Source organism: Bombella apis (genome assembly GCF_018221685.1).
In the GTDB taxonomy this organism is placed as follows: Bacteria; Pseudomonadota; Alphaproteobacteria; order Acetobacterales; family Acetobacteraceae; genus Bombella; species Bombella apis.
In genome coordinates, this window is record NZ_JAGJTM010000005.1 from 88,392 (window position 1) to 102,474 (window position 14,083).

The 14,083-nt window shown below is 63.1% G+C and carries 11 protein-coding genes; 7 read left to right on the forward strand and 4 right to left on the reverse strand.

Translation table 11 applies throughout. The features are described from left to right. Window positions 1-2: 2 nt before the first annotated feature. The 3 genes from carB to J8Z04_RS07535 all read left to right on the forward strand — a co-directional run bounded on the left by carB (window position 3) and on the right by J8Z04_RS07535 (window position 5,090). Entirely contained in the window at window positions 3-3,257 is a 3,255-nt protein-coding gene (gene carB, locus J8Z04_RS07525) for a carbamoyl-phosphate synthase large subunit (protein WP_081562870.1), read from the forward strand. 139 nt (window positions 3,258-3,396) lie between these two features. Further along, window positions 3,397-3,870: a transcription elongation factor GreA gene (greA, locus tag J8Z04_RS07530; protein ID WP_154981251.1), complete on the forward strand. Its 474-nt coding sequence runs from the start codon at window positions 3,397-3,399 to the stop codon at window positions 3,868-3,870. Continuing rightward, window positions 3,870-5,090 carry a threonine ammonia-lyase gene (locus J8Z04_RS07535; RefSeq protein ID WP_043557881.1) on the forward strand — a complete coding sequence of 407 codons (1,221 nt, stop codon included), beginning with the start codon at window positions 3,870-3,872 and terminating at the stop codon, window positions 5,088-5,090. The genes greA and J8Z04_RS07535 overlap by 1 nt, the downstream gene beginning before the upstream one ends. A gap of 72 nt (window positions 5,091-5,162) precedes the next feature. Here J8Z04_RS07535 and msrB read toward each other — a convergent pair whose 3' ends face one another. Next, window positions 5,163-5,570: a peptide-methionine (R)-S-oxide reductase MsrB gene (gene msrB / locus J8Z04_RS07540; protein WP_081562869.1), complete on the reverse strand. Its 408-nt coding sequence runs from the start codon at window positions 5,568-5,570 to the stop codon at window positions 5,163-5,165. Window positions 5,571-5,773: 203 nt separating this feature from the next. Here msrB and J8Z04_RS07545 point away from each other — a divergent pair, with 203 nt between their 5' ends. The 3 genes from J8Z04_RS07545 (at window position 5,774) to J8Z04_RS07555 (ending at window position 9,234) form a co-directional block, all read left to right on the forward strand. Then, window positions 5,774-7,078, forward strand: a complete 1,305-nt coding sequence (locus J8Z04_RS07545) for a murein hydrolase activator EnvC family protein (RefSeq protein WP_192848455.1) — start codon at window positions 5,774-5,776, stop codon at window positions 7,076-7,078. A gap of 139 nt (window positions 7,079-7,217) precedes the next feature. After that, complete coding sequence (locus tag J8Z04_RS07550; RefSeq protein ID WP_192848454.1) at window positions 7,218-8,732, forward strand: S41 family peptidase; 1,515 nt, start codon at window positions 7,218-7,220, stop codon at window positions 8,730-8,732. A 4-nt stretch (window positions 8,733-8,736) separates the two neighbouring features. Continuing rightward, entirely contained in the window at window positions 8,737-9,234 is a 498-nt protein-coding gene (locus tag J8Z04_RS07555) for an RNA pyrophosphohydrolase (protein WP_043557878.1), read from the forward strand. Here the strand turns inward: J8Z04_RS07555 and J8Z04_RS07560 are convergent. The 3 genes from J8Z04_RS07560 to J8Z04_RS07570 are packed head-to-tail and all read right to left on the reverse strand — an operon-like array spanning window position 9,210 to window position 12,796. Further along, a complete protein-coding gene (locus J8Z04_RS07560; protein ID WP_232086373.1) occupies window positions 9,210-10,988 on the reverse strand; it encodes an ABC transporter ATP-binding protein in 1,779 nt (592 codons plus the stop codon). The genes J8Z04_RS07555 and J8Z04_RS07560 overlap by 25 nt on opposite strands. A gap of 21 nt (window positions 10,989-11,009) precedes the next feature. Next, window positions 11,010-12,251: a CCA tRNA nucleotidyltransferase gene (locus J8Z04_RS07565; RefSeq protein ID WP_332067162.1), complete on the reverse strand. Its 1,242-nt coding sequence runs from the start codon at window positions 12,249-12,251 to the stop codon at window positions 11,010-11,012. After that, on the reverse strand, window positions 12,248-12,796 hold the full coding sequence (locus J8Z04_RS07570; RefSeq protein ID WP_232086381.1) for a DUF1285 domain-containing protein: 549 nt from the start codon (window positions 12,794-12,796) through the stop codon (window positions 12,248-12,250). The genes J8Z04_RS07565 and J8Z04_RS07570 overlap by 4 nt, the downstream gene beginning before the upstream one ends. 233 nt (window positions 12,797-13,029) lie before the next feature. Here J8Z04_RS07570 and J8Z04_RS07575 point away from each other — a divergent pair, with 233 nt between their 5' ends. Further along, window positions 13,030-14,070 carry an AAA family ATPase gene (locus J8Z04_RS07575; RefSeq protein WP_052348866.1) on the forward strand — a complete coding sequence of 347 codons (1,041 nt, stop codon included), beginning with the start codon at window positions 13,030-13,032 and terminating at the stop codon, window positions 14,068-14,070. The last annotated feature ends 13 nt before the right edge of the window (window positions 14,071-14,083 follow it).

Sequence of the window (14,083 nt, forward strand, 5' to 3'; positions counted from 1 at the left end):
CCATGCCCAAACGCACAGATATCCGCTCCATCCTCATCATCGGTGCTGGCCCCATCGTCATCGGGCAGGCCTGCGAGTTCGACTATTCCGGCGCACAGGCCTGCAAGGCCCTGAAAGAGGAAGGCTACCGTGTCATCCTCCTGAACTCCAACCCGGCCACCATCATGACCGACCCCGGTCTGGCTGATGCCACCTACATCGAGCCCATCACGCCGGAATTTGTCGAGCGCATCATCCTCAAGGAGAAGCCCGACGCCGTCCTGCCGACCATGGGTGGCCAGACAGCCCTGAATGCCGCCATGGCGCTGGACAAGTCCGGCTTCCTCACCAGGCACGGCGTGGAGCTGATCGGCGCACGGGCTGACGTGATCGACCGTGCCGAGGACCGCCTGAAGTTCCGTGAGGCCATGGATGCCATCGGCGTGGAAAGCCCCCGCAGTGCCATCGCCCACACGCTGGACGAGGCCCGCACGGCCCTGGAGCATATCGGCCTGCCCGCCATCATCCGTCCGTCCTTCACCATGGGCGGCTCCGGCGGTGGTATCGCCTATAACCGGGAGGAATTCTCCCAGATCGTGGCCAGCGGGCTGGATGCCTCCCCCACCACCGAGGTGCTGATCGAAGAATCCGTCATCGGCTGGAAAGAGTACGAGATGGAAGTGGTCCGTGACGTGGCGGACAACTGCATCATCGTCTGCTCCATCGAGAACATCGACCCGATGGGCGTCCATACCGGGGATTCCATCACCGTGGCCCCGGCCATGACGCTGACGGACAAGGAATACCAGCGGATGCGTGATGTCTCCATCGCCTGCCTGCGGGCCATCGGCGTGGAGACGGGTGGTTCCAACGTGCAGTTCGGCGTGAATCCGAAGGATGGCCGCATGGTCGTCATCGAGATGAACCCCCGCGTGTCCCGCTCCTCCGCCCTGGCCTCCAAGGCTACCGGCTTCCCGATCGCCAAGATCGCCGCCAAGCTGGCCGTGGGCTACACTCTGGATGAGCTGACGAACGACATCACCGGCACCATCCCGGCCAGCTTCGAGCCGACAATCGACTATGTCGTCACGAAGATTCCCCGCTTCACCTTCGAGAAATTCCCCAGCACGCCGGCCCTGCTCTCCACCTCCATGAAATCCGTCGGTGAGGCGATGGCCGTGGGCCGCAGCTTCGCCGAATCCCTTCAGAAGGGCCTGCGCTCCATGGAGACGGGCCTGACAGGTCTGGACCCTGTGGAGGCCCCCGGCGATGGCTCCCCGGATGCCTACCGTGCCGCCCTCTCCGAGCCACGGCCGGAGCGCATCCTCATGGCCGCCCAGGCCTTCCGGGCCGGTCTCTCACTGGAGGACATTCAGGAAGCCTGCCATTTCGAGCCGTGGTTCCTCCGCCAGCTGGAAGGCATCATTGCGACGGAACGTGAGATCGAAGCGAACGGCCTGCCGGATGACGCCATCAGCCTGCGCCAGATCAAGGCCCAGGGCTTCTCCGACCAGCAGCTTGCCCGCCTGAGCGGCAAAAGCGTGAAGGACGTCGTCGCCCTGCGCACGAAGCTGGACGTGCTGCCCGTCTATCGCCGGATCGACACCTGTGCAGCCGAGTTCTCTTCTGACACGCCGTATCTGTATTCCACCTATGAAGGGGGCTTCGGCATCCCGGACTGTGAGAGCCGCCCGACGGACAAACAGAAAATCGTCATCCTCGGCGGTGGCCCCAACCGGATCGGTCAGGGCATCGAGTTCGACTACTGCTGCGTCCATGCCGCCTACGCCCTGCGTGAGGCCGGTTTCGAGACGATCATGGTCAACTGCAACCCGGAAACCGTCTCCACGGACTATGACACGTCCGACCGTCTCTATTTCGAGCCGCTGACGGCCGAGGACGTCATCAGCCTCGTGAAGAAGGAGATGACGAACGGCACCGTTCTGGGCTGCATCGTGCAGTATGGTGGGCAGACCCCGCTGAAGCTCTCCCGTGCGCTGGAGGAAGCGGGCATCACCCTGCTGGGCACCCCGGCCGATGCCATCGACCGTGCCGAGGACCGGGAACGCTTCCAGGCCATGCTGCGCAAGCTGGGCCTGCGCCAGCCCCGCAACGGCATCGCCCGCACCCCCGACGAGGCCCTGAAGATCGCCGAGGAAGTCGGCTATCCGGTCGTGGCCCGTCCCTCCTACGTGCTGGGTGGCCGTGCAATGGAGATCGTCTATGACAGGGCCGGTCTTTCCCATTACCTCAACACCGTCCTGCGTGCCGCCGGTGAGGATGTCTCCACCGGGCCGGTCCTGCTGGATCACTACCTGAATGAGGCCATCGAGGCCGACGTGGACTGCATTGCCGATGGTCATGATGTCTATGTCGCCGGGGTGATGGAGCATATCGAGGAAGCCGGAATCCACTCTGGCGACTCTGCCTGCTCCCTGCCGCCCTACACGCTCTCCCCGGCTCTGGTGACGGAGCTGAAGGCCCAGACCGAAGCCATGGCCCGTGAGCTGGGCATCCGTGGACTGATGAACGTGCAGTTCGCCATCAAGGATGACGAGGTGTTCGTTCTGGAGGTCAATCCCCGTGCCTCCCGCACGGTGCCTTTCGTGGCCAAGGCCACAGGTGTGCCGGTCGCCAAGATCGGGGCCCGGATCATGGCCGGAGCCAGACTGTCCGAGTTCCCGCTGGAAGGCCGGTCCGTCGCCCCGCATGTGGCCGTCAAGGAAGCGGTCTTCCCCTTCAACCGCTTCTCCGGCGTTGATACGATCCTCGGGCCGGAAATGCGCTCCACTGGTGAGGTAATGGGGCTGGATGCCAACTTCGAGATGGCCTTTGCCAAATCCCAGCTGGCCGCAGGCGTGAAACTCCCCCGGACAGGCACCGTCTTCCTCTCCGTCCGGGAGAGCGACAAGGCCCATGTGCAGCCACTGGCCCGCAAGCTGGTGGAGATGGGCTTCACCATTCTTGCCACCCGTGGCACGGCGGACCGGCTCAAGGAAGCCGGTATTCCGGTCACCCGTGTCAACAAGGTGCTGGAAGGTCGCCCACACTGTGTGGATGCCATCCACTCCAACGAGGTGCAAATGGTCATCAACACCGCCCAGGGTGGCCAGTCCGCCCGGGACAGCTTTGACATCCGCCGCTCCGCCCTGACAATGAACGTGCCCCATTACACGACCATCGCCGGCGCCCGGGCAGCAACCTATGCCATCTCTGTCCTGAAGCAGAAGGAGCCGGATGTGGCGCCGCTGCAATCCTATTTCCACGGCGCCTTCTAAGAGAAGGCTTGCAGCACGCATGGCGTGCTGGTTATCCTGTCCGCCACAGCGTATGCCGCCCCGCCCTTTTCCGCTCCATGTGGAAGGGGGCGGGGCGGTGTGCCATTCATCTCTTTGTACCAGTGCGAGGATTCCCTCCATGCAGAAAAGCCCCATGACCGCCCAAGGACTGAAACGCCTTGAGGATGAGCTGCGCCAGCTCAAATCAGAGGAACGCCCCGCCGTCATCCGGGCCATTGCAGAAGCCCGCTCCCACGGGGACCTCTCCGAGAATGCGGAATACCACGCCGCCCGGGAGCGTCAGTCCTTCATCGAGGGGCGGGTGCTGGAGCTGGAGAGCCTGATCTCCACGGCCGAGGTGATCGACCCCACGACCCTCTCCGGCAGCCGCATCCAGTTCGGTGCCACGGTCGAGCTGGTGGATGAGGAAACCGACAAGGAAAGCACCTACCAGATCGTCGGCGCTCACGAAGCTGACATCAAGCAGCACCGCATTTCCATCTCCTCCCCCCTTGCCAAAGCCCTCATCGGGAAGGAAGCTGGGGACAGCGTTTCCGTCCCGGCACCGGGCGGAGACCGTACCTATGAAGTTCTGAAAGTGATCTACAGATAATGCCGGACTCTGCTTCCAAGACCAGCCTGACCTTCAACGACGTCAAAGACGCCCAGAAGCGCATTGCCGCCACCATTGCCCGCACACCCACGATCAGCAATGTGGCCCTTTCCCGGCTGACGGAAGCAGAGATTATCATCAAGCTGGAAAATCTTCAGGCCATTGGCTCCTTCAAGGAGCGTGGAGCGGCCAACCGCATGGCCCTGCTCACGCCCGAGGAACGCAAACGGGGTGTCATCACCGTCTCGGCAGGCAACCATGCCCAGGGCGTGGGGCGGCAGGCCAGCCTTCTGGGCGTGGAAGCTACCATCGTCATGCCCCGTTTCACCCCCGCCACCAAGGTGGCCGCCACCCAGAGCTGGGGGGCCCGGGTCGTTCTGGCGGGCGAGAATTTCGACGAGGCCGTGAAAACGGCCGAAAAAATCCGTCAGGAAGAAGGCCAGACCCTCATCCACCCCTTCAATGATCCTGCCGTCATCGCCGGACAGGGCACCTGCGCTCTGGAAATGATCGAGGATGCGCCCGATCTGGATGCCATCGTGGTGCCGATCGGTGGAGGTGGCCTCATGGCCGGTTTCGTCACGGTACTGAAAGAACTCAGCCCGAAGACGAAGCTCTATGGCGTGCAGGTGGAGGGCTATTCCCCACTGGGAGCCTATCCTGAACCGCTCCGCTCCGTTCCCGGCGGGTCAACCATTGCCGAGGGCATCGCCGTCGTCCAGCCGGGCCATCACTGCTTGGATGTCATTGGCAGGAACCTTGATGGCGTGTTCGTCGTCAACGAACTCCAGGTCGAAAGTGCCATCACGACGCTGGCCGAGAAGGCCCGTCAGGTGGGCGAAGGGGCCGGAGCCACGCCACTGGCCGCCATTCTGGCCAATCATGACCTCTTCAGGGGCAAGAAGGTGGGCTTTCCCATCTCCGGCGGCAACATCAATGCCCGCATCCTTGCCCATGTCATCCTCCGCTCCCTGCTGAGAGAAGGACGCATCCTGCGGCTGATCTTCCAGATTCCCGACCGCCCCGGCCTGCTGGCCGCCATCTCCGAGAAGATTGGCAGCTATGGTGGCAACATCATCGAGGTCTCCCATCACCGCCTCTTCGCCGCCCCTTCCGTGCAGACGGCAGAGCTGGTGGTGATGATCGAAGCCCGTGACACGGAACATGCCTTGGAAATCGAGCGGGAACTCTCCCGCCATTACCACGTCGAACGGGACTGACCCCCGGAACGTCCTCTGAAGCAGAAGGGAGTGGTCCTGCCCGTGTGAAACGGGGCCACCCCCTTTTTCCGTTCAGGCTCCCTCTTCGTCCGGGACGAAATGAAGGGCCAGACCATTGGTGCAGTAACGCAGCCCCGTGGGCGGGGGGCCATCAGGGAAGACATGCCCCAGATGACCATGACAGCCTGCGCAATGTATCTCCACCCGCACCATGCCGAGACTGCGGTCCTCACGCTCGCCCACCGCCCCGGGCACAGCCCGGAAGAAAGACGGCCAGCCTGATCCGCTCTCATATTTCGCCGTCGAGCTGAACAGCCTCTTCCCGCAGGCGGCACAGTCGTAATGACCGGGCCGTTTCTCACCATTCAGCGGGCTGGAACCCGGCGGCTCGGTCCCATGACCATGCAGGACATGCTTCTGCGCTTCACTGAGCGGCCCACAGCCACAGACGGGTGCTTTTTCAGATGTCTGGTCTTTCATCTCCACTCCTCTCCGGGGCACCATCCCGCCCCTCCGGCTGGACAGACAGCCAATTCTCCGCCACAAAAGACACACGAAAACCGATCATCGCATCTGTCCCGCATGTCCCTGTCACTCATTCCTGCCTGACTGATCTCATGCTGTCAGATGTGTTTTTCAAGCCCCATACCATCCCACCCGGAAAGGGATTCCCAGGCAGGCTCATGCTCCCGAAACGCACCAGCACATCCCTCGCCCTCTGCTGGCTGCTGCCTTGCCTGTTGCTGACCTGCCTTGCCGACCAGCATCAGGCCCATGCCGCCCCAGACCAGGCCGGTACTCTGTGGGGATCAAACACGCCCATTCCCACCACGGAGGCTGGCATCCGCAAGGCACGGGCTGCACGGCGGAATCTTCAGCAGCTTCTGGCCCAGAAAGCCCAGCTGCTCCAGCAGAAGGAAGAAGAAACCCGCAAGGCTGAAGCCCAGGCGCATCTCAGTGCCCGTCAGCTGGCCCGCCTGCGCCAGAAGCAGGCCAGACTGGCCCGGCAGCACATGCTCGTGGAACGTCACCTCACAAAGGTTTCAGCTCAGCTGGACCAGCTCAGTACGGGCAATGACCAGCTGAAAGCCGAAGAAAACACCATTCTTCTGGATGAAGCCACACGTCTTCCTGCCCTCCAGCAGATGAACACCACGCCAGAACTCGCCCTTCTTATGCCACCAGACAATCCAGCCATCAGCCCTGCAGTTCCTTTTGCCCTTCTCGCCCTGCGCCACCAGCAGAACCGGGACGCCATGGCAGACAACATCCAGCGGCAGACCCATCTCCAGAGAGAGCAGATGCGGCTGACAGACCAGAGCCGTACCATCACAGCACAGGAAACCCGCCTCCAGACCAGCCAGAACGAGGCAGAAAGCCGGGCCGAGCAGGCGGCCATAAAATCGGAACAGGCCCAGCAGACCCTGCTGAAGCAGCAGGCTCTACTGACACAGGCCCGCCAGAGCACGGAGGCCCTAACAGCCATCATCACCGTCCTGGCCCGGCAGGAAGCTGAAACACGCCGCCGCCTGCGGGCCCAGAAGGCCCGGTTCCACAAGCTGCACCAGCGCCACAAGGAACAGGAAGTGGAGCAGCAGGACCGCAGCTTCAACCCCGGCAAAGGGCTGATGCGGGGCTCTGCACGGGCCCCTGTGCAGGGGCGCATCGTCACACGCTGGGCACAGCCTACCGAGGCTGGCCCCGCCACGGGGCTGACCTACCAGACGGCTCCTTCCGCCCCTGTGACCGCCCCCTGCACGGGCCGCCTGCTCTTCAGCGGGGCCTTCCGCTCCTTCGGCCCCATGGTGATTCTGGACTGCGGGCAGAAACAGCGACTTGTTCTGGCCGGTCTTGGCACGCTCCAGCTACAGAGCGGCCAGTCCGTCCAGCAAGGGGGCGTGATCGGCCAGATGCCCACCCGGGACCCTCTCCTCTTCGTACAGCTGCGGCAGGGAACAAAGCTCATGGATCCGGCCCATTTCTTCTGAGGCCATGCTGAGTCCTGCCGGGAGTTTCACCCGTGCCGAAAACACTGTAAGCTGCCTCCATCATGTCTCCGGGCCAGGGCCCTCTCATATTGATCGCAGCGAACCGCCTGTCTTCTAAATGTTAAGGAATAGACCGACCATGAACTTCCGCACTGGCCTTATGCTGGGTCTTGCCTGTTCAGCCATGGGTGTTGCCTCTGGTGCCTTTTTTGCCAGTCGCCCGTCACTCGTCCCCCCCGCCTGGGCGCAGGAGATCACACACAAGGACAGCAACACGCCGGCCAACAGCAGCGACAGCAACAATGCTGAAACCGTCCGTATGCTGACACTGCTGGGCACGGTGATGGACATTGCCCATTCGGAATATGTCTCTCCCCTTCCCAACAAGAAGCTCATCCGCAATGCCATTGACGGAATGATCAGCAATCTGGACCCTCACTCTTCCTTCATGGATGCCCAGCAGCTCAAGGACATGCAGGATGAGATGTCCGGCCAGTTTGGTGGGCTTGGGCTACAGGTGCAGGGCGATGCCGGGCATGTACGGGTCGTCTCCCCCATTGATGGCACACCGGCCGCCAAAGCGGGCATCCAGTCCGGCGATGTCATCACCATGGTGGACAACAAGAGCATCGCCAACCTCACGCTGGATCAGGCCGTCCGCAAGATGCGGGGCAAGCCGGGAACGCAGATCACCCTGACCATCCTGCGCCCAAAAACTGGCAAGCAGCAGAACCTGACCCTGATACGGGAGATCATCCATGTGCAGATCGTCCGTTCCGCCCTCTATGGGCAGACGGGCTATATCCGCCTGAGTGAATTTGATGATTCGCTGGAAAAGGAGATGCGCAAGGCTTACGGCAAGCTGGTCCAGTCCGTCGCCAAGACGCCCGGCAAGACACTGAACGGCCTCGTGCTGGACCTCCGCTCCGACCCCGGCGGGAAGCTGGACCAGGCCATCGCCGTGGCCCGTGACTTCATCAAGGATGGAGAGATCGTCTCCATCCGTGGCCGCCACCCCGAGGGCAACCAGCATTGGGATGGTGTCGGCAAGGACATCACCCACGGCCTGCCCATCATCGTCCTGACCAACGCCGGCTCGGCCTCTGCCAGCGAGATCGTGGCCGGTGCGCTGAAGGACCATCGCCGGGCCATCATCATGGGAGACCGGACCTTCGGCAAGGGGTCCGTCCAGACGATCATCCCCATTGCCGACCAGGGGGCCATCCGGCTGACAACCGCCCGTTATTACACGCCGTCGGGCCGGTCCATCCAGGGGCTGGGCATCACGCCAGATGTGCCTGTTCTGGCCAGCCGGGATGATGACAGCCTCTTTACATACCATGAGGCCGACCTCGCCCACACCATCACCAACACGGATGGCAAACTGCCCAAGGAGGCCCCACGGACGGACCTGCCCGCTTTCGCCAAGACCGTGGAACGTCTGCCCCCTGCCAAATGGCCTGCCTTCGACCCCACGAAGCCGGAAACGGACTTCCAGCTCCAACAGGCCCTGCATTTCATCAATGCCCAGACTGGCGGGGCTGATGCAGCCCATGAGGCCGCCCTGCTCGCCCATCCACAACTGCCGCCACAGTCCCACGACACGGCCCCTGATGAGGCCAAGGACGACAGTGCAGCAAAGACGAAGAAATAAGCCCATGTCCCTGCGTGAAACACTGGCCTACCGCCCCAATGTCGGCATCGTCCTCTTCAATGGGAAAGGCGAAATCTTCATGGCCCGCCGTGCGGACCTGCCGGGGGACATCTGGCAGTTTCCGCAGGGCGGCATTGATGAGGGCGAAGAGCCGGAACAGGCCGTCTGGCGGGAAATGAAAGAAGAGATTGGCACAAACAACGCCACCATGATCGGTAAGCGGGATGGCTGGTTTCTCTACGACCTGCCGGACCACCTTATCGGCAAGGCCCTGCACGGGAAGTATCGGGGGCAGAAACAGCAGTGGTTCCTCTTCCGCTTCACCGGCCAGGACAGCGACATCAGGTTGGACACGTTTGAGGAAATCGAGTTCACCACATGGCGTTGGGTGCCGCCGGAGGATGTCCTGAGCGGCAGGTACAATCTGGGCTTCAAGAAGGACGTCTACGAACGGCTCCTGCCCGACATTCTTGCCATCTACCGGGCGGCGTCCAGAGCCTGAGCCTTCACCAGCCGGGCGTAAAGTCCGGCCCTGGCCATGAGCTGGGCATGGGTGCCCGTCTCGACAATCTGGCCCTGATCCAGAACCACGATGTGATCGGCACTCTGTACGGTGGAAAGCCGATGCGCCACGATGAGCGTCGTCCGTCCCTGCCGGAGCTGGGCCAGAGCCTCCTGCACACGGGCCTCGTTTTCTGAATCCAGCGCACTCGTGGCCTCATCCAGCAGCAGCAGGCGGGGGTTACGCAGCAGGGCACGGGCCAGCATGATGCGCTGCCTCTGTCCACCCGAGAGCCTCTGCCCACCGGGACCGATGATGGTTTCCAGCCCTTCCGGCAGATCATGCACGAAATCCAGTGCCGCCATCCGGCAGAGTGCCTCCACCTCCTCCCGTGTCGCAGAAGGACGGCCAAGATGGATGTTCTCCCGCACGCTCATGTCGAACAGGGCCGTTTCCTGACTGACATAGGCCAGATGATCCCGCAGGCTGGCCAGCGTGAGGGACCGTATGTCCACCCCCTCCAGCGTGATCGTCCCTTCCGTCACGTCAAAAAGACGGGGGATCAGGGCCAGCATGGTAGATTTCCCTGCCCCGCTCGGCCCGACCAGAGCCACGCTCTGCCCCGGCCTCACATCCAGAGATATATTTTTCAGGGCATGATGCCCATCCTGAAAACGATAGGATACATCCCTGAACACAAGGTGCCCCGGCCCTTCCGGCAGGGGCCGGGCCTCCGGCTGTTCCTGCACGCTGGCCGGTTCATCAATCACGGCAAAAATGCGTCCCAGCCCGGCCAGTCCTTCCTGCATGGAGGTGTTGAGCGACCCCAGGGCACGCAGAGGACGTGAGGCCGCAAACAGGGCGGCAATGAAGGCCGTGAAGTCCCCCAGCGTGGCCCCGCCCGTGGCGGCACGCCAGCCCGCAAACCCCAGCACGAAAGCGATCGCCACACCACCGATGACCTCCAGCATCGGGTCCAGACGGGCACGGTTGCTGGCAATACGGAAGAACATGTCATGCAGCCTGTCGAGAGCCGAACCGATGCGGTGATGCTCATGCTCCTCCATCCGGTAGATGCGTATCTGCCGGGACAGGAAGAAGCTTTCCGTCAGCAGGGCCGAGGCTTCCCCGACCTGCTCCTGCATCCCGCCGGAGGCCCGGCGCACCCGCCGCCCGAGCTTCTGCACGGGAATGATGGCCAGGGGATACAGCACGACCGCAATCAGGCTCAGTTCCCAGTCCGTCCAGATCATGGAGGCGACAAGCCCGATGATGGTGATGACGTCCCCCAGCGCATTGACCGAACGTGTCAGGGCTTCCCTCATGGCGAGGGCATCCGTGGTGAAGCGTGCCGCCCAGCGGGCGGGAGCCTCTCTTTCAATCCGGGCCACATCCGCCTTCAGGGCATGGGTGAACATGCGTTCCTGAAGACGCCGCACGACCTGAAGGACCAGTGCCTGCACGCAGACATTCTGCCCATACTGGGCCAGAGCCTTGGCCCCCGTCACGACCACAACCAGCAGGGGAATCTGATACAGGATGCGGGGATCATGTGCCGTGAACATGTCGATCGCCCGCTTGATGACAAGCGGATAGGCCGCCGTCAGCAGGGCCATGACGACCGTCAGCACGAACACGGCCAGCAGCATGAGCCGGTGCCGGGCAATGTCCTCCCGCCAGAGCCTCCGCATCAGGGGGAAGGTTGCCTCATACGCTGCCCTGTCCGCAGGGTGCCTGCCTGTCTGCTTTGTCATGCAGACCTTCTAGCAGCCCCCTCAGGAAGGGGAAAGCTGGTGGCTCACCCAGTCCCGACATGCCCCGGCATCGGGACGGCAACCCTGTGTGAGCCACCAGTGCTGCGTCTGTTTCAGCCACCGCCCCATTTCCGGCCCCGGTTTCACACCCAGAGCAATCAGGTCCCGCCCCGCCAGATGGAAAACGGGCTGCTCCACGGTTTCCAGCCGGTGCCGCAACTCATTCCAGCTCCCATCAGGCCGTCCCAGCTCCTGCGCCTGCACCAGCCAGCTTCGCAGCAGCAGGATGGACCTGTCCTGCTGGAAAAGAACCCGCCGGATACCGTCATCATCCAGCGTGACCGCCAGTTCCGGCCCGAATCTGGCAAAAGCGGCCAGCATGTCCCGGCTCTCATTGGAGAGTTTCAGATGGGCACCGACATCCGCCATGCCCTGCCCGTCCCCTCCGCCGGGTGGATACAGAACGGCAAGACGATGCAGCGGCTCGGCAGGATCACCACAGGCCAGAAGACGCCCCAGACCAGACAGGGGCGCATGATGCGGCAGCAGCACGGCAAGGGTGCCCGTTTCCTCCATCAGTTCCAGCGTTCGCAGAAGCTGCGGGCCTGACAGGATTTTCAGCAGCTCCATCGCCACACGCTCGACTGAAAGACGGGTCATCGTCTCCCGCAGGCGGATGATGGCCTGACAGGCCTCGCCATCCGGTTCGCCACGGCCATAACGGGCAAAAAAGCGGAAAAACCGCAGGCACCGCAGGGCATCCTCCTCGATGCGCCGTGCCGCCTGCCCGACAAACCGTACCTTCCCGGCCCGGAGATCATCCAGTCCGCCGAAATAATCATGCAGCTGCCCATCCTGATCCAGCGACATGGCGTTGATCGTGAAGTCCCGCCGCTGCGCATCTTCCTCCCAGTCATCCGTCCAGGCGACGACAGCATGGCGGCCATCGGTACTGACATCACGCCGCAGGGTGGTGATTTCATAAGGGTGATGGTCAATCACCGCCGTGATGGTTCCATGCTCAAGGCCGGTCGGTATCACCCTGGCACCGACCTCTTCCAGCCGCCGCTGGGCTTCTTCCGGTGGAACCGGGCTGGCCAGGTCAAGATCATGCACGTCGCGACTACAGAGCAGGTCCCGCACGCAGCCTCCCACCAGCCGGGCCTCCGGCAGGGCCTGCCAGATACGGGCCAGCCCGGCGTGACCGGGCACATCGGACAGGGCTGCCAGAAGGGCGGCCGGAGATGGTGTCCTGATGGTCACACGCACAGCTCCTCAAGGTCGTCCACGGTCTCATCCGGCAGGCGGGACAGCGGGAAGAACATCCCGTGGCTCCAGACTCCCATGCAGGGTTCACCCCCCACGCAGCCCGGAACGGCCAGAGCCGCCAGCTCGAAAAGGACCGCCCGGCTGATGCGGGCCAGAATGGGCTTCCCTCCTGCTCCGGTCCTCATGTGGATGTAGGGCACGGTCGCTCCATCAGCCGGGCGGTCCCAGTCACACAGAAGGGGATGCTCCGCATCCACACAGAAGACCTCATCCAGATTGGTCCGCAGGCACAATGTCTGCGTCTTTTCCGAACAGCCTCTGAAATCCAGCTCCACCGCCAGAAAGGGAACGTCATCCACCTGTATGACGCCAGCCTCGGTCGGCGTCCGCAGCCAGTAACGTCCCTGGCGGTCCCGGTCGAGGCAGGAGGCGAACAGGCAGAGCATGGCCTTGCGCCGGATGGGCGTCCCCCGGTACAGCCATGTCCCGTCCCGCCGGATATGGAAAGGCAGGTGCAGGACCATCTCGTCCTCGGACATCACGGCCTCATCCGGCCCCTCCAGCGGGGGCACCGGTCTCTCATAAGGCTTGATGCTCATGATCTCCTCCCTTTCCGTCCTTCCATCACGATGGACCTGCATGATGGTGTGCCACTTTCCTGCGACCCTCTCTTTTTAAAAGGGCCTCTTACATGGTAGCTTACCGCCTGCCCCAGAGTTGGGAATGATCCCGGCCTGTTAAAACCCCCCTACCCTCTGTTTCCGAATCTGTAATGACCCAGCATCCTTCTGCCTCCGGCCCGACATCCTCCCCCCAGGACAGGGCGTTCCACCATGATGACACGGTCCGTGCCTTTGATGGGCTGGCCCCCAGGCTGAAAACGCTCGTACAGGAAATTGGCCGAATCGTCCTCGGGCAGGAAACGGTCATCGAACATGTCCTCACAACCCTGCTGGGGGGGGGGCATGCGCTGCTGCTCGGGGCGCCGGGGCTGGGGAAGACGCTGCTGGTCAATACCTGCGCCCATGTTCTGGGGTTGGAAGACAGCCGCATCCAGTTCACGCCAGACCTCATGCCCTCCGACATCACCGGGGCAGAAATCCTGGAGCAGGATGAGCAGGGCAGGCGCCATTTCCGCTTCCTGCCCGGCCCCCTCTTCGGGCAGCTGGTGCTGGCGGACGAGATCAACCGCGCCAGCCCCCGCACCCAGTCCGCCCTGCTTCAGGCCATGGCGGAGGGGCACGTCACGCAGGGTGGCAAAACATGGCCCCTGCCCAAGCCATTTCATGTTCTGGCCACCCAGAACCCCATCGAGCAGGAAGGAACCTACCCCCTGCCAGAAGCCCAGCTTGACCGTTTCATGATGCGTATTCCGCTGGATTTTCCGGCACGGGAGGCCGAGCGCCGGATGCTGCTCCAGACCACAGGGGCCACGAAACGGAAGGCTGAACGCATCTTTTCCACCGCAGAGCTTCTGGCCACCCAGAAACTCGTCCGCACGCTGCCGGTCGGGGAAACGGTCGTGGAAGCCATCCTGACCATTGTCCGGGGCCTGCGGCCACAGGATGAAACAGCCAGTGCCGAGGTCCGTCAGTCACTGGATTACGGCCCCGGCCCCCGTGCTGCCCAGGCCCTGATGATTGCCAGCCGGGCACGGGCCATGCTGCATGGCCGTCTCTCCCCCTCGATGGAAGATGTCCGTGTGCTGGCCGAGCCTGTTCTGGCTCACCGCCTGGGCATCAGCTTCGCCGCCCAGACGCAGGGTGTGGATGCCCGGCAGCTCATTGCCGCCCAGCTGAAGCGCCTCGGCTAGGCCGGGCTCCCAG